The following is an 18,110-nucleotide window of genomic DNA, read 5'->3' as shown; positions in this document are numbered from 1 at the left end:
CCCACGAGAGCCGTAGGATCAACCGCCATGTGCGGCATCGTTGGGTACGTAGGAGACCGGTCGGCGCAGGGCGTCGTGATCGATGGCCTGCGGCGGTTGGAATACCGCGGCTACGACTCGGCGGGGATCGCGCTGATCGCCGCCGACGGAGCCCTCGCCGTGGACAAGAAGGCCGGCAAGCTCGCCAACCTCGAGAAGGCGATCGCCGACTCCCCGCTGCCGGCCGCCACGACCGGCATCGGCCACACCCGCTGGGCGACCCACGGCGGTCCGACCGACGGCAACGCCCACCCGCACCTCGGCCGCACCGGGCGCGTCGCGGTCGTGCACAACGGGATCATCGAGAACTTCGCCGAGCTGCGCGCCTCCCTGGAGCAGGCCGGGCACGAGTTCGGGTCGCAGACCGACACCGAGGTCGCCGCCCACCTGCTCGAGCGCGAGGTCGCAGACGGAGCCGACCTGACCGTCGCGATGCAGCGCGTCTGCTCGCAGCTCGAGGGTGCGTTCACCTTCGTGGCCGTCGACGCGCACGACCCCGACCGGGTCGTCGCCGCTCGCCGCAACAGTCCGCTCGTGGTCGGTCTGGGCGAGGGCGAGTCGTTCCTCGGCTCCGACGTCGCCGCGTTCATCGAGCACACCCGCGAGGCGCTGGAGCTCGACCAGGACCAGGTCGTCACGATCACCCGCGCCGGTGCGAAGGTGAGCAACTTCGACGGGTCTGCCGCCGAGGGTCGCCCCTTCCACATCGACTGGGACCTCTCCGCCGCCGAGAAGGACGGTCACGACTGGTTCATGCGCAAGGAGATCCTCGAGCAGCCGCGTGCGGTCGCCGACTCTCTGCTGGGGCGGCGTACGCCTTCGGGGTCGTTGCACCTCGACGAGATGCGGCTCGACGACGACGAGCTGCGCGAGGTCACCAAGATCATCATCATCGCCGCGGGCACGTCGTTCTACGCCGGCATGGTCGCGAAGTACGCCATCGAGCACTGGTGCCGGATCTCGGTCGAGGTCGAGCTCGCCTCCGAGTTCCGCTACCGCGACCCGATCCTCGACAACTCCACGCTCGTGGTCGCGATCTCGCAGTCGGGCGAGACCGCCGACACGCTGCAGGCGATCCGGCACGCGCGCTCGCAGCGCTCCAAGGTGCTCGCGATCTGCAACACCAACGGCTCCACGATCCCGCGCGAGTCCGACGCGGTCATCTACACCCACGCCGGCCCGGAGATCGGGGTCGCCTCCACCAAGGGCTATCTCACCCAGCTGGTCGCCTGTTATCTCCTCGCGCTCTACCTCGCGCAGGTCAAGGGCACGATGTACGGCGACGAGGTCGACGGCGTGATGACCCAGCTCGAGGCGATGCCGGAGGCCGTGGCCCAGACCCTGGAGACGGCGCCGCAGGTCTACGAGCTGGCACGCGAGTACGCCGACCGCCGGGCGTTCCTGTTCCTCGGCCGCCACGCCGGCTACCCGGTGGCCCTGGAGGGCGCGCTCAAGCTCAAGGAGCTCGCCTACCTGCACGCCGAGGGATTCGCCGCCGGCGAGCTCAAGCACGGCCCGATCGCGCTGGTCGAGGAGGGCCTGCCGATCTGGTGCATCGTGCCCCCGCGCGGGCGCGACTTCCTCCACGACAAGATGCGCTCGGGGATCATGGAGGTGCGGGCGCGTGGCGCGCGCACCATCGCGCTGGTCGAGGAGGGCGACGACTCCGTCGACTCGGTCTCCGACTCGATCATCCGGCTGCCGCGGGTGCCGGTGCTGCTGCAGCCCCTCGTCGCCGTCGTGCCGCTGCAGCTCTTCGCGTGCCAGCTCGCCACCGAGCTCGGCCTCGACGTCGACCAGCCGCGCAACCTCGCGAAGTCGGTCACGGTCGAGTGACGGCGATGCGCTGATGGAGGTCCACTGATGGCTGTGCTCGGCGTCGGGATCGACGTCTGCGACATCGCGCGCTTCGAGGAGTCGCTGCAGCGTACGCCGCGACTGCGCGATCGCCTGTTCACGGCCGCCGAGGCGACCAGGCCGGTGGCCTCGCTGGCCGCCCGGTTCGCCGCGAAGGAAGCCCTCGCGAAGGCGTTCGGCGCGCCGCAGGGGATGGAGTGGCACGACGCCGAGGTGATCTCAGAAGCTTCCGGGCAGCCGCGCTTCGAGCTGCGCGGCACGGTGCTGGAGCAGGCCACGAAGCTCGGTGTCGCCACGGTCCACCTCTCGCTCTCCCACGATGCCGGGATCGCCTCGGCGATGGTCGTGCTGGAGGACTGACCTCGACTCGGCGGCCTCCCCATGCCAGCCGGCGTCTGCGCCACTGGCCGCCTCGCGCTGAGACCCGTTTCCCGCGATCTGACTGACCAGTCAGTCAGATCGCGGGAGACGGTCTTGCGTCAGGGCAGCCGTCGTGGCGCGTAGGGTGGGCTCATGCGGCGTGCGCACTCGGTCGAGCAGCTCAGAGCGGCGGAGAAGGCCTCGATGGCGAGCCTGCCGGAGGGCGCGTTGATGCAGCGCGCGGCGACTGGTCTGGCCTATGCAGTCATCGACCTCCTTCGGGAACGTCACGGCAGTGCCTATGGCCGCCGGATCGTCCTGCTCGTCGGGAGTGGCGACAACGGCGCAGACGCGTTGTACGCCGGCGCGGTGCTCGCCCGTCGTGGCGCGCAGGTCGAGGCGTGGTTGCTGTCGGACCGAGTGCATGCCGGTGGGCGGGCCGCGCTCACGGCGGCGGGAGGTCACTGTGTGGGTCAGGAATCGACGCCGGTCGAGCCGGACGAGCGCCGGCGAGCCCGTCTCGAGACCACCACGGTCGACGTCGTGATCGACGGGATCGTCGGGATCGGCGGCACACCCGGACTCAGGCCGGAGGCCGAGTCGGCCTTGGCCGCGCTCGCCGGGATCCCGGTGGTCTCCGTGGACACCCCGAGCGGAGTGGGCGTGGACACCGGGGAGATCGACGGCTCCCACGTGAGCGCCGACCTGACGGTCACCTTCGGCACCCACAAGCCGTGTCATCTGCTCGACCCGGCGGCCTCGGCCTGCGGGAAGGTGCGGCTGGTCGACATCGGCCTCGACCTGCCCACCCCTGCCATCGAGAGCCTCGAGGCTGCCGACGTGGCCGCCCTGGTGCCGCGACCGGCGCCCGACGGGCACAAGTACACCCGCGGAGTCGTCGGCCTCCGCGTCGGCAGCGCCACCTATCCCGGCGCCGCGCTGCTGGCCGTCTCCGGCGCCAACACCGGGCTGGCCGGGATGGTCCGCTACGTCGGCACCGCCGCCGAATGGGTCAAGCGACGCAACCCGGAGGTCGTCGGCGACGGCCAGGCGCAGGCCTGGGTGGTCGGCTCCGGCAGTGCCGACGGCGCCAACAGTGCGCTCGCGTTCGCGCGGGCCAGCGGCGTACCTCTGGTCATCGATGCCGACAGCCTCCGACCGCTGACCGGGCCCTTGGGCGTACCAGCCATCCTGACGCCGCACGCGGGCGAGCTGGCGGCGCTGATCGGGGAGGACCGCCGCGACATCGAGGCGCGGCCGCTGCACTACGCCAGGCTCGCGGCCAAGCGGTTCCAGGCGGTGGTGCTGCTCAAGGGGCGGCGCACCACGATCGCATCGCCGGATCCCGACACGCCCGTGCGGGTGAACACGACCGGCACCTCGTGGCTGGCGACCGCAGGGTCGGGCGATGTGCTGGGCGGGCTGATCGGGTCGCTGCTCGCCGCCGGGCTCGCCCCGATCGACGCCGCCTCGGCCGGTGCCTGGCTGCACGGCGCGGCGGCGAGCCTGGCCGCGAGCGGCGGCCTCGACACGCGCGAGCGCCGGGAGGGCCCGGTCACTGCCAGCGGTGTCGCCGCCGCGATCCCCGCGGTCATCCGATCGCTCCCCGCTGTCTCCCCCGTGCACCGCTGAGCACTGCCCAGCAACTACCCTGGACACCATGTCACCGAGCCGATCGCCTCGGACTCCGCTGCGGCGAGCCGAGATCGTCATCGACCTCGCTGCGATCCGGCACAACGTCAAGCGGCTGAGGGACCACCTACGTACGCCGATCATGACGGTCGTGAAGGCTGACGGCTACGGTCACGGCCTCGTCGAAGCCGGACGTGCCGCGCGCGAAGGCGGAGCCGACTGGCTCGGCGTCGCGTCGGCCGACGAGGCCCTGGCGCTGCGCGAGGCCGGGGATGTCGGCCGGTTGCTGGCGTGGCTGATCATGCCCAGCGAGCCGGTCGAGGACCTGGTCGCCGCCGACATCGACATCACCGCCTACACCGTCGCCGACCTGGTGAAGTTCGCCACCGCCGGTGACGAGCTGGGCATGACACCGCGGGTGCAGCTCAAGATCGACACCGGGCTCTCCCGGGGCGGCGCGGCTCTCGCGGACTGGTCGGCCCTGGTCGCGCGCGCCCGTTCGCTCGAGGCCGAGGGAGCCATCCGGGTCACCGGGATCTGGTCACACTTCAGCGCCAGCGAGAACCCCGCCGACCCGATCAGCGACCTTCAGGAGAAGGTTTTCGGCGACGCCGTCGCGATCGCCGAGGAAGCCGGCCTGAGGCCCGAGGTGCGTCACCTCGCCAACTCGGCCGGTGCGCTCCTGCGCCCCGGTTCCCGTCTCGACCTCGTGCGGGTCGGGGTCGCGACGTACGGCATCGATCCGGCGCCGGGCGTCGAGGGCTCACCATGGCCCGAGCTCGGCCTCGTGCCGGCGATGACCGCCCGCGCCGAACTGGCTCTGGTGAAGCGGATCGGCGCCGGCGAGGGCGTCTCCTACAACCACACCTGGGTCGCCGAGGAGCCGACGTCGGTCGGCCTGGTCCCGGTGGGGTACGCCGAGGGGATCCAGCGCAGCGCCGGCAACCGCGCGACGGTGTGGGTCGGCGGTGCCCGTCGGCCGGTGCGAGGCACCGTGTGCATGGACCAGATCGTGGTCGATCTCGGCGACGCCGACGTCGAACCCGGCGCGGAGGTGGTCCTGTGGGGCACCGGCGCCGACGGTGAGCCCACCGCCCAGGACTGGGCAGAGGCGAGCGAGACCATCGCCTATGAGGTCGTCACCCGAATCGGAGGACGGATGAAGCGGCGTCACGTCGACAGCGACCTCGCTGACGACACGAGTGTGCAAGGAGATGACCGATGAGCATCGCAGGACGAGTCGGCCAGATCACGGCCGGGACCTTGGGAGCCGCGGCGGTCGCCGGTGCGGCCCGTGGCGCAGTGGTGGTCAAGAGGCGCCGCCGCGCGATCGCGGAGCGGCCCGAGGACCGCACTCCGCTCGGCGCCCTCCGATCCGCCCCGGTCACCGTGGTGACCTCCGACGGGGTGCCGCTCCACGTCGAGATCGACGAGGTCGACCCGACCCAGACCCGCACGGGCGGTGGCAACGAGGTCACGCTCGTCTTCGTGCACGGCTTCTGCCTCAACCTCGACTGCTGGCACTTCCAGCGCGCCGCCTACCGCGGCCTCGTACGGTCGGTCTTCTACGACCAGCGCAGTCACGGGCGCAGCGGTCGGGGTCCGATCGGGAGCGCCACCATCGAGCAGCTCGGTGACGACCTGCTCCAGGTGCTCGACGCGGTCGTGCCTGAGGGGCCGGTGATCCTCGTCGGCCATTCGATGGGCGGGATGACGATCGCCGCGTTCGCCGAGAACAACCCCGAGCTCTTCGCGCCGCGCAGCGAGGGCGGGCGCATCATCGGCACCGCGCTGATCTCCACGACGGCCGGTGGGCTCGACCCGAGCAAGCTGCTGATCCCGGTGCTTCCGGCGAAGCTGTCCGGCGGCATCGCGAACCGCACCATCAAGACGCTGGCCAAGGGGCACGGGATGGTCGACCGGGTCCGGGCCATGGGCGCCTCGGTGGCGACCGTGTTCACCGACGTGTTCGCGTTCGGTGACGCGGTGCCTGCGGCCTATGTCGACTTCGTCGACGGGATCCTCTCGCAGACACCGTTCGAGGTGGTCGCGGAGTTCTTCCCGAGCTTCCGCAGGCTCGACAAGTTCGCCACGATCAACGCGCTCGGGAGGATCCCGACCACGATCATCTGCGGCACCGGCGACCGGCTCACCGGGATCGGCCACAGTCGCAAGCTGCACTCCTACATCCCGGGCTCGCGCCTGGTGGAGTGTGAGAAGGCCGGACACATGGTCATCCTCGAGCGCCACGGCCAGGTCAACGCCGAGCTCGACCAGCTGCTCGCCTCGGCGACCCGGGACGCGGCCTCGGCATGACCCTCATGACCGTGGGGTTCGGATGAGTCTCGTCTTCGAGCGGGTCGGCCCGGAGGCCGCCGCCGAGGTGCTCGAGATCGTGCGGGTCGCCTTCTCCGCCCGTCCGCCCCTCGACCCGCCGGCCGATGCGCTCGGCGAGACCGAGGGGTCGATGAAGGAGCGCCTCGCGGTGTTCGGTGGTGTGCTGGCGCGGCTGGACGGTGCCGGTGTCGCGGCCACGGTCCTGCACCCTGTCGAGACGACCATGTGGTTGCGCCGCTTTGCTGTTCTCCCTGATCAGCAGGGTCATGGGGTGGCTCACAAGATGGTGACGTACGCCGCGGCGATCGCCCGCGCGGAAGGGCTCGACGACGTCGCGGTGGTCGCACGCGAGGAGCTTCCGGAGACGCTGCGGTTCTGGGAGCGGCAGGGGTTCAGGAGCCTGCGCGGCCCCGACGCGGCCGGTCCGGGCCCCGAGGTGCGGCTGCATCGTCTCCTCAACGAGCATGTCGTCGAGGTGGTCGATGCCGACGCGATGTTCGAGCTGGGGCGACGGATGGCCGGCATGGTGGCCGCCGGTGACGTGCTCGTCCTCTCGGGCGGGCTCGGGGCGGGCAAGACCACCTTCACCAAGGGTCTTGGTGCCGGGCTCGGCGCCCGCGGCGAGATCACCTCGCCGACCTTCGTGATCGCTCGGGTGCATCCTTCGACGGTCGACGGGCCTCCGCTGGTGCACGTCGACGCCTACCGGCTCGGCGGGATCGACGAGCTCGACGACCTCGACCTCGACACGGATCTCGATGATGCGGTGACCGTCATCGAGTGGGGCGAGGGGCTGGCCGAGGGGCTCTCCGAGTCGCGGCTGGAGATCCGGATCGTACGTTCCGAGGCCGACGACGCGCCCTTGGACGACGTCAGCGCACCCGAGGGGGCGGATCCGCGACGCGTGGAGATTGTGCCGGTCGGGATCCGTTGGCGGGGCACCGACCTCACGTCTCTGTGAGCCGCTGGGGTGGCGCGTCTTAAGGTGTGAGGGTGCTGCTTGCCTTCGACACCGCTACGCCTCAGGTCACTGTGGCGCTCCACGACGGCGACGACGTCGTTGCCGAGACCGCCTCCGATCGCACCATGAAGCACGGCGAACAGCTCGCACCGATGCTCTCGGCGATCATGGCCGAGGCCGGGATCGCCCGGCAGGACCTCACCGCGATCGCCGTCGGTGCCGGGCCCGGGCCGTTCACCGGGCTGCGGGTCGGGCTGGTGACCGCACGCACCCTCGGGTTCGCGCTGGAGATCCCGGTCTATGCGGCCTGCTCGTTGGATGTGCTGGCGGTGGAGGCTGTATCTGGTGGGCCGGTCTCGACCGGCGCGGGCGGGCGTGAGGACGGGAGGTTCTTCGTGGCGATCGATGCTCGGCGCAAGGAGGTCTATCTCGCCTCCTACGATGCCGACGGTGCGCGTCTCGAAGGGCCTGCCGTCGCGCGGCCGGCGGAGGTCGCGACGACTGCGCCGGTGGTCGGGGAGGGGGCGTTGCTCTATCCCGAGGCGTTCCCGTTGCCGACAGGGCCGTTGCGCCCGTCTGCGGGGTGGCTCGCTCGGGCCGTGGCCGAGGAACGTGTCGAGCTGATGGACCCCGAGCCGCTCTACCTGCGCCGGCCCGACGCTGTCGAGCAGGCGGCCCGGAAGCCGGCCGACCAGACGTCGGTGGCGCGGTGAACGTACGTCCGGCTGGTCCTGCAGACGTCGAGGCCATCGCCGGCCTGGAGACCGAGGCGTTCCCGGAGGATGCCTGGACACCGGACTATCTGCAGGTGGCGATCGAGGGAAAGATGCCCACGGTCTCGATCCTGGTCGCTGACGATGGGGACGGGGTCGTCGTCGGTCATGCGCTGGTGAGCGTGGTCTACGAGATCGCGGAGCTGCAGCGGATCGCGACCGCAGCAGCTCATCGGCGTCGCGGGATCGCTCGGGCGTTGCTCGACGCCGGTCTCGAGCTGGCACGGGTCGCAGGCGCCGAGCGTCTCCTGCTCGAGGTGCGCGAGGACAACCTCGGCGCGCTCGCGTTCTATGACGGTGCGGAGTTCGCCGAGATCGACCGCCGGGAGCGCTACTACCGTGACGGAGCGACGGCGGTCGTCATGCAGCGGGAGCTGGCCGGGTCATAGTCGGCTCGACTCGGGCAGCCGGAAATGTCGGTGGTCTGTGGTGCGATGTGGTCCATGGTCTTCAATCGATACAGCTTCTACGCCCAGGAGGCCGGCGTCGCGATGGGCCGGACGCTGGGTCGAAACGGATTGCGCGCGCCGACCCTCAAGATGGTCGCCGATGAGGCGAACATGGGGATCTCGACGCTGCATCAGCGGTTCGGCGGAAAGCGGAACATGGTGCCACTCGCGGCGGCGGGATACTCAGGAATCTTCTGGACTCGCGTTGCGCGGCGAGTCAATGCGCACGGGTGGGGCGGATTCCTGCCAACGGATGCGGACGATGTGTTCTTTCTTCGCGCGTGGCTGAGTGTCGAGGAGCTGGCTCGCTTCGACGACGAGCTCGGCGACGCCGTTCGGCAGGTGTGGCGCGACCTCCGTCTCTGGCTCGGCTCCTCGATCGGTCGAGAGCTCACCGACTACGAGTCGGGCGGGCTGGTGATCGTGCTCCGCGGGCTGTGGGACTCGCTGTGCTCTGCCGACCCGATCGACGCCGACCTCGCGCAACAGCTCTGGTCAGCGGCCTATGACGCGCTGACCGATGATCGGGCTGGCGAGGCGTCGGCCGGAGACGACCTGCTCGGCGATCTGGCTGCGTGATCGTGCTGGTTGCCTGACCCGTGATGGGCGCGAACGAGCGTTCGTTCGGCGCTCAGGTCGCGAACGAAATTTCGTTCGGCCGTTTGGCATGAACGAACTTTAATTCGCCGCCGAGGCGGGGACGAATTTTCGTTCGCCTGCTGGGTGACGATGAACTTTCGTTCGGCTGTTTGGCCCGGACGAATTTTCGTTCGGTGATCGGGCCGCGATGGCGCTTTGTGCAGCTGGGGTGGTGAACGAATTTTCGTGTGGTTGGTTGTCGTGAACGAAAGTTCGTCCGGTAGTCAGGGGCGATGGAGTCTTGTTCGGGCGCCGCGCGGTGAATGAATTTTCGTTCGCTCGGGGCGCGCGCACGAAAATTCGTTCGCGGCTGGAAGCCCCGGTCCGCCGAGACGCCCTTAGCCAGGCAGAATGGATCCATGAGTTCTGGAGCCCGGTCTGATGAGCCCTTGGTCCTCGGGATCGAGACGTCGTGCGACGAGACCGGGATCGGAGTCGTGCGTGGGCACACGCTCCTGGCCGACGCGGTGGCGAGCAGCGTCGAGGAGCACGCCAGGTTCGGTGGGGTCGTGCCCGAGGTCGCGAGCAGGGCACACCTGGAGGCGATGGTGCCGACGATCGAGCGCGCCTGCGAGGAGTCGGGCATCAAGCTCCGCGACGTCGACGCGATCGCCGTCACCTCCGGCCCGGGCCTCGCCGGCGCGCTCCTGGTCGGCGTGGCGGCGGCCAAGGCGCTGGCCCTCGGCCTCGACAAGCCGCTCTACGGCGTCAACCACCTGGCATCGCACGTCGCAGTGGACCAGCTGCAGCACGGCGCACTTCCCGAGCCCTGCCTGGCGATGCTCGTCTCCGGCGGTCACTCGAGCCTGCTCAAGGTCACCGACATCACCGAAGGCATCGACCCGATGGGCGCGACCATCGACGACGCGGCAGGGGAGGCCTTCGACAAGGTGGCCCGCCTCCTCGGTCTCGGCTTCCCGGGTGGTCCGGTGATCGACAGGACCGCCACGTCCGGCAGCTCGATCGCGATCGACTTCCCCCGGGGCCTCACGGCCCGTCGCGACCTGGAGCGGCACCGCTTCGACTTCTCCTTCTCCGGTCTCAAGACCGCCGTCGCCCGCTGGGTCGAGGCGAAGGAGCGTAGCGGTGAGGCCGTGCCGGTCGCCGACGTCGCAGCATCCTTCCAGGAGGCAGTCGTCGACGTGCTGGTCAGGAAGGCACTGGACGCAGCCGCCTCCGAGGGCATCGAAGACATCATCATCGGCGGAGGAGTCGCGGCCAACAGCCGGCTCCGGGTGCTCGCCGAGGAGCGTGCCGCCAAGCTCGGGATCCGGGTGAGGGTCCCGCGTCCCGGCCTGTGCACGGACAACGGTGCGATGGTCGCGGCCCTGGGTTCGGAGATGGTCGCCAGGGGACGTACGCCGTCGGCTCTCGACCTGCCCGCCGACTCGTCCCTCCCGGTGACCACGGTCCTCACCTGACCGGCCCCACCTGACCGGCCTCACCTGATCAGAACGGCCGCACCAACAAGCACGTCCCCTCGCCGGCGACCCGAGTGAGCACGATCGTCGCCTCCCGATCACCGGAGAGCGAGAGACGTTTGCGCAGCTGCTCGGGCACGACCTGCACACCACGTTTCTTGATCGTCAGCTTTCCGACCCGCCGCTCACGCAGCGCCGCCTTGAGCTGCTTCTCCCGATAAGGGAGCTCCTCGAGCACCTGATATCCCCGCGCGAACGGCGTCTCGAAGGAGTCGGAGGAGGCCACGTACGCGATGTGCTCGTCGACGAGATGGCCACCGACGCCGGCGGCGACCGCCGTGACCAGCCCGGCGCGGATCACCGCGCCGTCGGGTTCGTAGAGGAAGTCGGCGACCTCGCCGACCTCGCCGACCTCGGCGCCCGGGTCGTCCTCGGAGGCGAGGGTCGCCAGGCCACGGTCGCCGATGACCGTGGCTCGGCGGGCGGTGCTGGCCAGCGAGCCCGACCACAGCGCCGCCTCCTTGACCTCGCCGTGGTCGCTGACCCACTCGGCCTCGACGCCGTCAGGAACCAGATCGTGCGGGATCCCCGGAGCGACCTTGACGCATGCATCCCGGGCGAAGAGGGTCTCCACCCACGACCACGGTGGGGTCCATCCCTCGGCGGAGAAGACTCGGCCCTTCGCGCCGCGGCGTGCTGGATCGGCGTACGCGACGTCGAACGGCGAGTGGTCGAGGGCGGTCGCATCGGCGACGGTGACCGCGCCGGGCAGTCCGAGCGCATCCAGGTTCGCCTGAGCGACCGCGACCCGCTCCGGGTCGGTGTCGACCCCCGCGGCGGTGAGTCCGGCCCGCGATGAGGCGATCAGGTCGCCGCCGATCCCGCAGCCGAGGTCGATGACGCTCGACGCGTGGAACGTACGCAACCTGGCCGCCCGGTGATGGGCGACGGCGAGACGGGTGGCCTGCTCGAGACCGTCGGGGGTGAAGTACATCCGCGGAGCCAGGTCGCCGAACTTGGCCGCCGCCTTCCGTCGCAGATCGACCTGGGTCATCGCCGCCGCCACCCGCTCGGCCGACTCGTCCTTGCGCAGCGCGGTCTGCACCGCCAGGCCGGATCCCTTGCCGTCGGATCCCTTGCCGTCGGACCCGTCGGCGGTCATCTCGGTGGCTCGCGTGAGCAGCCGCTGGCCGTCATCGGTCAGCAACCATGCAAAGGCGTCGAGATCCATGCGCCCGATCCTCTCAGGACTCGTCCCCAGGGTCGACGCTGGCACTCATTGGAGGCGAGTGCTAACGTCTGCGTTGGCACTCTCCCCTTGAGTGTGCCAACGCTTGCGAGCCGGGTGCGACCCCCGCGACGGCGTACGTGGCACATCGCAAGCACAGACGTAGCAACACCCACCCACAGTCTGACTCCGTAGAAAAGAAATGGGGAGGTCGACACAGTGTCGGTCAACATCAAGCCTCTTGAGGACCGGATCGTCGTCAAGGCCGTCGAGGCCGAGCAGACCACCGCGTCCGGTCTGGTCATCCCGGACACCGCCAAGGAGAAGCCCCAGGAGGGCGAGGTCCTGGCGCTCGGCCCCGGTCGCATCGACGACAAGGGCAACCGCGTCCCGCTCGACGTCGCCGTCGGCGACAAGGTCATCTACAGCAAGTACGGCGGCACCGAGGTGAAGTACGCCGGCGAGGAGTACCTCATCCTCTCGGCTCGCGACATCCTCGCGGTCATCGCCTGACGTCATCCGTCTCGCATCAACGCGGCCGGGCCTGATTCCTGGCCCCGGCCGCGTTCTGCGTACTAGGGAGTAAACACACATGCCTAAGATCCTGGAGTTCGACGAGAACGCCCGCCGCGCCCTCGAGCGTGGCGTCGACGCCCTCGCCAACGCCGTCAAGGTGACGCTGGGGCCCAAGGGCCGCTACGTCGTCCTCGACAAGAAGTGGGGCGCCCCGACCATCACCAACGACGGTGTCACCGTCGCCCGTGAGGTCGAGCTGGACGACCCGTTCGAGAACCTTGGTGCTCAGCTCACCAAGGAGGTAGCGACCAAGACCAACGACATCGCCGGTGACGGTACGACCACCGCGACCGTCCTCGCCCAGGCGATGGTCCACGAGGGTCTCCGCGCGGTCGCCGCCGGTGCCAACCCGATGAGCCTCAAGCGCGGCATGGACGCCGCCTCGACCGCCGTCGGTGACGCGCTGCGCGCCGCCGCTCGCGAGGTCTACAACGAGTCCGACATGGCCTCGGTCGCCACCATCTCCTCCCGCGACGCGAAGATCGGCGACATCCTCGCCGAGGCCTTCGCCAAGGTCGGCAAGGACGGCGTGATCACCGTCGAGGAGTCCAACACCACCGGCACCGACCTCGAGTTCACCGAGGGCATGCAGTTCGACAAGGGCTACATCTCTCAGTACTTCGTGACCGACCAGGAGCGCATGGAGGCCGTCATCGACGAGCCCCTGATCCTGATCGTCCAGGGCAAGATCGGCTCCATCCAGGAGCTGCTGCCGCTGCTGGAGAAGGTCATCGCCGCCGGCAAGCCGCTGTTCATCATCGCCGAGGACGTCGAGGGCGAAGCCCTCTCGACCCTGGTCGTGAACAAGATCAAGGGCACCTTCAACGCGACCGCCGTCAAGGCGCCCGCGTTCGGTGACCGCCGCAAGGCCATGCTGCAGGACATCGCGATCCTCACCGGTGCGCAGGTCGTCACCGAGGAGGTCGGCCTCAAGCTCGACCAGGTCGGCCTCGAGGTGCTCGGTAGCGCCCGTCGGGTCACCGTCTCGAAGGACAACACCACCATCGTCGATGGCGGCGGCGACGCCGCGACGGTCGACGCTCGCGTGGCCGAGATCAAGTCCGAGATCGAGCGCACCGACTCCGACTGGGACCGCGAGAAGCTCCAGGAGCGCCTCGCGAAGCTCGCCGGTGGCGTCTGCGTGATCCGCGTCGGCGCTCACACCGAGGTGGAGCTCAAGGAGAAGAAGCACCGCATCGAGGACGCTGTCTCCGCGACCCGCGCCGCCATCGAGGAGGGCATCGTCCCCGGCGGTGGCTCGGCCCTGATCCACGCCGTCTCGGTGCTGGAGAAGGACCTCGGTCTCGAGGGCGACGAGGCAGTCGGCGTACGCATCGTGCGCAAGGCCGCCGACGAGCCGCTGCGCTGGATCGCCGAGAACGGTGGCGACAACGGATACGTCATCACCACCAAGGTCCGCGACCTCGGTGTCGGCCAGGGCTTCAACGCCGCCACGGGTGAATACGGCGACCTGATCGCCCAGGGCGTCATCGACCCGGTCAAGGTCACCCGCTCCGCGCTGATCAACGCCACCTCGATCGCGAGCATGCTGCTCACGACCGAGACCCTGGTCGTCGATAAGCCGGAAGAGGAAGAGGCACCCGCGGCCGGTCACGGCCACGGTCACGGCCACTGACACATAGCCGAGTCGGCGCATCTGCCCCCGTGTCTCGCGAGCGAAGCGAGGCGAGAGGGGGCCGATGCGCCGACTCGGCGATTTCAGCGAACGATCAGCGACTCGAGAGACGCATCGTCCGAGAGCACGTTCATATCCACGTACGCCTCGTCCGAACTCCCCACGCCATCGAGCCGGTCCCGACTGGAGTACTGCCAGATCGTCCAGTCACGCCCGTCCGGCACCCGCGGCGGCCAGGCGACGGAGCGGAACCAGATCGGGTTGTCGCGATACCCATCGACCAGAAAAGCCCGATACGCCGTCGGGGTGGTGTAGATGACCGGCGCGGTGCCGTAGTGATCCTCGAGAGCTGCCAGCAGCGGATCGAGGATGGCGCGCACCTCGGTGGCGGGCGGCAGATCACCCTTGAACGAACCGTACGGCTCCAGGTCGACCACGGGCGCGAGCGTGCCCGCGACCCGAGGCACCGTCGCGATCATGTTCTGCGCCTGGTCGGTGCCCGGGCTCTCGAAGCTCATGAAGTGATAGGCGCCGGTCGACAACCCGGCCTCGCGGGCACCTGACCAGTTGGCCGTGAAGCGCGGGTCGGTGTGTGCCGAGCCCTCGGTCGCCTTGATCCAGGCGAAGTCGACGTCCTGCTCGGCGACCCGGGCCCAGTCGACGGTGCCGTTGTGGTGGGAGACGTCGATGCCGCGTACGTCGTATCTCGCGGCGAGCAGACGGTTGGGCAGCACGGCGCCGGTGTAGACCAGCACGGTGCCGACCAGAGCGAGGACGACGAGCACGGCCGAGGCGATCAGGATCCGTCTGCGGCGTCGGGAGGCGATGGGCACCGCCGAAACCTATCCCTGATCAGAGCTTCGCGAGCAGCTTCTCCATCATCTCGATCTCCACCTTCTGGGTGGTCTCGATGTCGGTCGCCATCTCGATCGCGACCGCGTCGCTGCCCGACGCTGCCATCGGGTCGGCCATCGTGATGGCCCCCTGATGGTGCTGGATCATCCCGGTCAGGAAGAGCCGGTCGAACTCCTTGCCACGTCCCTTGCCGAGCGCGGTCATCTGGGCCTCGGTGAGCATGCCGGCCATGGTCTGGGCAGGGTCCGAGGCCCGGGGCACCCGCAGATCCCGGGCGTCGAGCCACTTGCTCATCGAGACGATCTCGGGGCCCTGCGCCGCCTTGATGCGCTTGGCCAGCGAGAGCACCCCGGGGTTCGAGGAGTGCTCGCGCGCCAGCCGCGTCATCTCCAGAGCCTGGGCGTGGTGCGGGATCATCATCGTCACGAAGTCGGCGTCGGTGCGGCTCCACCCGTCGGCGCCGGGTGCGTCCGAGGGCGAGATGGTCGTGCCGCTCTCGCCCGGGGCCCCGCCCTGGACCACGGGCGCCGACTGCGTCGCCGCCTCCGGGCTCGGCGAGTGCGACCCGTGAGACTCGTGAGAGCCGTGCGACCCGTCGGCCGAGCTTCCGCAACCACCGAGAAGCACGGCCGCGAGCAGCAGAAGGGCCGGAGCGGTGGTGCCGGTGCGTTTCCTGGGCAGGTCCATGCGTAGAGCCTTCCGAGATGTGCCGGGGGTGAACAACTTATTCACTTTCCATGCCCCCGGGGGTGGAACGTCACTAAAGTTGGCAGGCACGGCCCCTGCCGCCCCACGGCAGCCGACTCGGAAGGTTGCGAACATGAGGCTACGACGTCCTACCCACTACCTGGCGCCGATCGCGGCGGTCCTGGTTGTCGCCGGAGGGCTGGCCGTCGCCGCCCCGTCCTCCGCAGACGAGTCCCACTCCCACGGCTCCGAGACCACACAGAGTCCCGAGGCCCAGACGAGCTGCACCGCCGAGCAGAAGAGCGAGATCGCCAGGCTCGGCGACAACTTCGCCTCCGCCTGCGTCGCCGGCAACGACCTGGCCCAGCTGGGCGCCAACACGCCTGACGTCCCGGCAGGCGAGTCCGCGGGCACGCCCAACATGCATCACGTGGCCAACCTGCCCAAGTCGGGCGCCTTCGAGTCCGTCGACGCTCTCAACAGCGACCTCGCCTTCCAGGGCGACTACGCCTTCGCGGGCAACTACAACGGGTTCAACGTCATCAACATCAAGAACCCGAAGAAGCCGAAGCTGGTCAAGCAGTACGCCTGCCCCGGCTCCCAGAACGACATCTCGGTCTACCGCGACCTGCTGGTGCTCTCCGTCGACTCCAGCCGCAGCAACGACACCTGCGACAACGAGCCGCAGTCGGCCGAGATCAAGGAGTCGTGGGAGGGCCTGCGCGTCTTCGACATCAGCAACCCGACCGACCCGCAGTACGTCGCGGCGGTCGAGACCAAGTGCGGCTCCCACACCCACTCGCTGGCGCCGAGCCAAGACGGCCGATCGGTCTACGCGTACGTCTCCTCCTACGGCCCGCGGGAGACGTTCCCCGACTGCCAGCCGCCGCACGACAAGATCAGCATCGTGAAGATCCCGACCCAACACCCGGAGCAGGCCGCGGTGGCCGCCGAGCCGGTGCTCTTCCCCGACGGTGGCTACACCAACACGGCCGGCTGCCACGACATCACCACCTACCCGGCCAAGGACATCGCCGCCGGCGCGTGCATGGGTGACGGCATCCTGATGGACATCTCCGACCGTGAGCAGCCGGTGGTCACCGAGCGGGTCAGGGACACCGACAACTTCGCGTTCTGGCACTCGGCGACCTTCAACAACACCGGCACCAAGGTCGTCTTCACCGACGAGCTCGGTGGCGGCGGCGCGCCCACCTGCAACCCGGAGACGGGGCCGGAGAAGGGCGCCAACGGCATCTACGACATCGACGACGGCCAGCTCGTCTTCAAGTCCTACTACAAGATGCCGCGCACCCAGTCCAACACCGAGAACTGCGTCGCCCACAACGGCTCGCTGATCCCGGTCAAGGGCAAGGACATCATGGTGCAGGCCTGGTATCAGGGCGGTGTCTCGGTCTACGACTTCACCGACTCGGCCAACCCGAAGGAGATCGCCTGGTTCGACCGGGGTCCGTTCGAGGACACCTCGACGATCGCCGGCCCGTGGTCGACCTACTACTACAACGGCTACATCTACTCCAACGAGATCCAGCGCGGCTTCGACGTCTTCGACCTGCGTGACCCGCGGGTCGCCTCGGCCAAGAAGGTGAAGTTCGACGAGCTGAACGTCCAGGCTCAGCCGTCCTACTGATCGAAAGCCGGGTCGGCGCATCGTGCGGGCACGATGCGCCGACCCGGCGATTTCAGTGAATGACCAGCTCGTCGACACCTTCTGGTCACCGCGCGACGCCATGGTTCTCTCCGATGAGCAAGACGGCTGCCGACGACGACTGTGTCGGTCTCGACACGCTCGCTGGCGCTCACGGCTCGGCCGGTGCGGGGACCGATGCTCGAGCCGCCGTAGCCGACAGGCGGAGGCGTGTCGAGACCAGCACGGTCGAGTGGGTGATCGCTGCCCTCCTGGTGCTGCTCCTGGTCAGGCTCCTGTGGAGCACGGTGACCAACGAGAACCTCCTCCTGGGCGAGGTGGTCGACCGGCTGCTCGACCCCGACGTCCTCGCCGGGGTCTGGCTTACGGTCCGGATGACCGCCCTCGTCGCCGTGGTGGCCGCGATGATCGGTCTCGTCGTGAACAGGATGAAGCGGTCGGGCAATCCCGCACTGCGCGGGTTGGCCGGGGCGTACGTCTGGGTCTTCGGCAGCATCCCGGTGCTCGTGCAGCTTCTGCTGTGGAGCAACATCGCGCTGCTCTTCCCCGACATCTCGCTGGGGATCCCAGGGGTGCACCTCGACGCGATGCGCCTGGTCACACCGGTCTACGCGGCGATCGCAGGGCTGACGACGGCGATGGGCGCCTATGCCGCGCGAGCGCTCTCGGACGGCGACCGGGCCACCGCTCTGGGCGACATCACGGTGGCGACGCTGCAGGCGACGAGCCTGGTCTCCGTGCTCGCGATCACCGACCTGCTCGGGGTCGTCCGGGCGCTCGAGGAGCGCAACCATCTGATCATCCCGCTGCTGGCGGTGGCTGCTGTCTGGTATCTCGTGCTCGTCACCGCGGCCCGTGCCGGGATCCGGGTGATGAGCCTCGCTCTGTCGACGGATCGGAGCGCCGGGAGCGGACGAGCCGGATAGGCCGGCTCACATGCCCTGCGCACATCCAGAGTAAAACTCCTCCCGCCTTGCAAGACTTGGCAACGCAT

At 69.3% G+C, this 18,110-nt stretch carries 17 protein-coding genes; 14 read left to right on the top strand and 3 right to left on the bottom strand.

Annotated features, from left to right (window positions below):
• Nucleotides 1–27 precede the first annotated feature (27 nt).
• The 10 genes from glmS to tsaD all read left to right on the top strand — a co-directional run bounded on the left by glmS (nucleotide 28) and on the right by tsaD (nucleotide 10,468).
• Nucleotides 28–1,875 (top strand): glutamine--fructose-6-phosphate transaminase (isomerizing), encoded by a 1,848-nt coding sequence (gene glmS / locus FB381_RS20755; protein ID WP_141782036.1) that lies wholly within the window; start codon nucleotides 28–30, stop codon nucleotides 1,873–1,875.
• A gap of 27 nt (nucleotides 1,876–1,902) precedes the next feature.
• Complete coding sequence (locus tag FB381_RS20750) at nucleotides 1,903–2,256, top strand: holo-ACP synthase (RefSeq protein WP_141782035.1); 354 nt, start codon at nucleotides 1,903–1,905, stop codon at nucleotides 2,254–2,256.
• 153 nt (nucleotides 2,257–2,409) lie between these two features.
• Nucleotides 2,410–3,888, top strand: a complete 1,479-nt coding sequence (locus FB381_RS20745) for an NAD(P)H-hydrate epimerase (RefSeq protein ID WP_141782034.1) — start codon at nucleotides 2,410–2,412, stop codon at nucleotides 3,886–3,888.
• A 28-nt stretch (nucleotides 3,889–3,916) separates the two neighbouring features.
• Entirely contained in the window at nucleotides 3,917–5,113 is a 1,197-nt protein-coding gene (gene alr, locus FB381_RS20740; RefSeq protein WP_141782033.1) for an alanine racemase, read from the top strand.
• The gene (locus FB381_RS20735; RefSeq protein ID WP_141782032.1) at nucleotides 5,110–6,204 is read left to right on the top strand and encodes an alpha/beta fold hydrolase; all 1,095 of its coding nucleotides are present in this window, start codon (nucleotides 5,110–5,112) and stop codon (nucleotides 6,202–6,204) included. Before alr ends, FB381_RS20735 begins: the two co-directional genes overlap by 4 nt.
• 22 nt (nucleotides 6,205–6,226) lie before the next feature.
• Nucleotides 6,227–7,186 (top strand): tRNA (adenosine(37)-N6)-threonylcarbamoyltransferase complex ATPase subunit type 1 TsaE, encoded by a 960-nt coding sequence (tsaE, locus tag FB381_RS20730; RefSeq protein WP_141782031.1) that lies wholly within the window; start codon nucleotides 6,227–6,229, stop codon nucleotides 7,184–7,186.
• A gap of 32 nt (nucleotides 7,187–7,218) precedes the next feature.
• Entirely contained in the window at nucleotides 7,219–7,899 is a 681-nt protein-coding gene (tsaB, locus tag FB381_RS20725; protein WP_141782030.1) for a tRNA (adenosine(37)-N6)-threonylcarbamoyltransferase complex dimerization subunit type 1 TsaB, read from the top strand.
• The gene (locus FB381_RS20720; protein ID WP_141782029.1) at nucleotides 7,896–8,348 is read left to right on the top strand and encodes a GNAT family N-acetyltransferase; all 453 of its coding nucleotides are present in this window, start codon (nucleotides 7,896–7,898) and stop codon (nucleotides 8,346–8,348) included. The genes tsaB and FB381_RS20720 overlap by 4 nt, the downstream gene beginning before the upstream one ends.
• 54 nt (nucleotides 8,349–8,402) lie before the next feature.
• A complete protein-coding gene (locus FB381_RS20715) occupies nucleotides 8,403–8,987 on the top strand; it encodes a TetR/AcrR family transcriptional regulator (protein WP_141782028.1) in 585 nt (194 codons plus the stop codon).
• A 419-nt stretch (nucleotides 8,988–9,406) separates the two neighbouring features.
• Nucleotides 9,407–10,468, top strand: a complete 1,062-nt coding sequence (tsaD, locus tag FB381_RS20710; RefSeq protein ID WP_141782027.1) for a tRNA (adenosine(37)-N6)-threonylcarbamoyltransferase complex transferase subunit TsaD — start codon at nucleotides 9,407–9,409, stop codon at nucleotides 10,466–10,468.
• A 28-nt stretch (nucleotides 10,469–10,496) separates the two neighbouring features.
• On the opposite strand, the gene FB381_RS20705 is transcribed toward tsaD, so the two are convergent.
• Entirely contained in the window at nucleotides 10,497–11,699 is a 1,203-nt protein-coding gene (locus FB381_RS20705) for a class I SAM-dependent methyltransferase (RefSeq protein WP_141782026.1), read from the bottom strand.
• Nucleotides 11,700–11,915: 216 nt separating this feature from the next.
• Here FB381_RS20705 and groES point away from each other — a divergent pair, with 216 nt between their 5' ends.
• Nucleotides 11,916–12,209 carry a co-chaperone GroES gene (groES, locus tag FB381_RS20700; protein WP_008362423.1) on the top strand — a complete coding sequence of 98 codons (294 nt, stop codon included), beginning with the start codon at nucleotides 11,916–11,918 and terminating at the stop codon, nucleotides 12,207–12,209.
• 79 nt (nucleotides 12,210–12,288) lie between these two features.
• Nucleotides 12,289–13,908: a chaperonin GroEL gene (gene groL, locus FB381_RS20695; protein WP_141782025.1), complete on the top strand. Its 1,620-nt coding sequence runs from the start codon at nucleotides 12,289–12,291 to the stop codon at nucleotides 13,906–13,908.
• 83 nt (nucleotides 13,909–13,991) lie between these two features.
• Here the strand turns inward: groL and FB381_RS20690 are convergent, their stop codons facing one another.
• Both FB381_RS20690 and FB381_RS20685 read right to left on the bottom strand, forming a co-directional pair.
• On the bottom strand, nucleotides 13,992–14,741 hold the full coding sequence (locus FB381_RS20690; protein ID WP_141782024.1) for a GH25 family lysozyme: 750 nt from the start codon (nucleotides 14,739–14,741) through the stop codon (nucleotides 13,992–13,994).
• Between the two features lie 19 nt (nucleotides 14,742–14,760).
• Nucleotides 14,761–15,450 (bottom strand): DUF305 domain-containing protein, encoded by a 690-nt coding sequence (locus tag FB381_RS20685; protein WP_170225252.1) that lies wholly within the window; start codon nucleotides 15,448–15,450, stop codon nucleotides 14,761–14,763.
• Between the two features lie 133 nt (nucleotides 15,451–15,583).
• Between FB381_RS20685 and FB381_RS20680 the strand changes: the two genes are divergently transcribed.
• Nucleotides 15,584–17,098, top strand: coding sequence for an LVIVD repeat-containing protein (locus FB381_RS20680; RefSeq protein WP_141782022.1), 1,515 nt, complete (start codon nucleotides 15,584–15,586; stop codon nucleotides 17,096–17,098).
• A 113-nt stretch (nucleotides 17,099–17,211) separates the two neighbouring features.
• Nucleotides 17,212–18,042, top strand: coding sequence for a hypothetical protein (locus tag FB381_RS20675; protein ID WP_141782021.1), 831 nt, complete (start codon nucleotides 17,212–17,214; stop codon nucleotides 18,040–18,042).
• The last annotated feature ends 68 nt before the right edge of the window (nucleotides 18,043–18,110 follow it).

This window comes from Nocardioides albertanoniae, assembly GCF_006716315.1.
In the GTDB taxonomy this organism is placed as follows: Bacteria; Actinomycetota; Actinomycetes; order Propionibacteriales; family Nocardioidaceae; genus Nocardioides; species Nocardioides albertanoniae.
Note: the sequence above shows the minus strand (reverse complement) of the source record. Positions and strands in the feature narration are given on the sequence as shown.

Excerpts from the sequence above, each read along its gene's own strand:
- alr (WP_141782033.1), top strand. The coding sequence starts at position 3,917 with ATGTCACCGAGCCGATCGCCTCGGACTCCGCTGCGGCGAGCCGAGATC.
- FB381_RS20680 (WP_141782022.1), top strand. The coding sequence starts at position 15,584 with ATGAGGCTACGACGTCCTACCCACTACCTGGCGCCGATCGCGGCGGTC.
- FB381_RS20675 (WP_141782021.1), top strand. The coding sequence starts at position 17,212 with ATGAGCAAGACGGCTGCCGACGACGACTGTGTCGGTCTCGACACGCTC.
- FB381_RS20750 (WP_141782035.1), top strand. The coding sequence starts at position 1,903 with ATGGCTGTGCTCGGCGTCGGGATCGACGTCTGCGACATCGCGCGCTTC.
- FB381_RS20745 (WP_141782034.1), top strand. The coding sequence starts at position 2,410 with ATGCGGCGTGCGCACTCGGTCGAGCAGCTCAGAGCGGCGGAGAAGGCC.
- FB381_RS20735 (WP_141782032.1), top strand. The coding sequence starts at position 5,110 with ATGAGCATCGCAGGACGAGTCGGCCAGATCACGGCCGGGACCTTGGGA.
- tsaD (WP_141782027.1), top strand. The coding sequence starts at position 9,407 with ATGAGTTCTGGAGCCCGGTCTGATGAGCCCTTGGTCCTCGGGATCGAG.
- FB381_RS20705 (WP_141782026.1), bottom strand. The coding sequence starts at position 11,699 with ATGGATCTCGACGCCTTTGCATGGTTGCTGACCGATGACGGCCAGCGG.
- glmS (WP_141782036.1), top strand. The coding sequence starts at position 28 with ATGTGCGGCATCGTTGGGTACGTAGGAGACCGGTCGGCGCAGGGCGTC.
- groL (WP_141782025.1), top strand. The coding sequence starts at position 12,289 with ATGCCTAAGATCCTGGAGTTCGACGAGAACGCCCGCCGCGCCCTCGAG.
- FB381_RS20715 (WP_141782028.1), top strand. The coding sequence starts at position 8,403 with ATGGTCTTCAATCGATACAGCTTCTACGCCCAGGAGGCCGGCGTCGCG.
- FB381_RS20685 (WP_170225252.1), bottom strand. The coding sequence starts at position 15,450 with ATGGACCTGCCCAGGAAACGCACCGGCACCACCGCTCCGGCCCTTCTG.
- tsaE (WP_141782031.1), top strand. The coding sequence starts at position 6,227 with ATGAGTCTCGTCTTCGAGCGGGTCGGCCCGGAGGCCGCCGCCGAGGTG.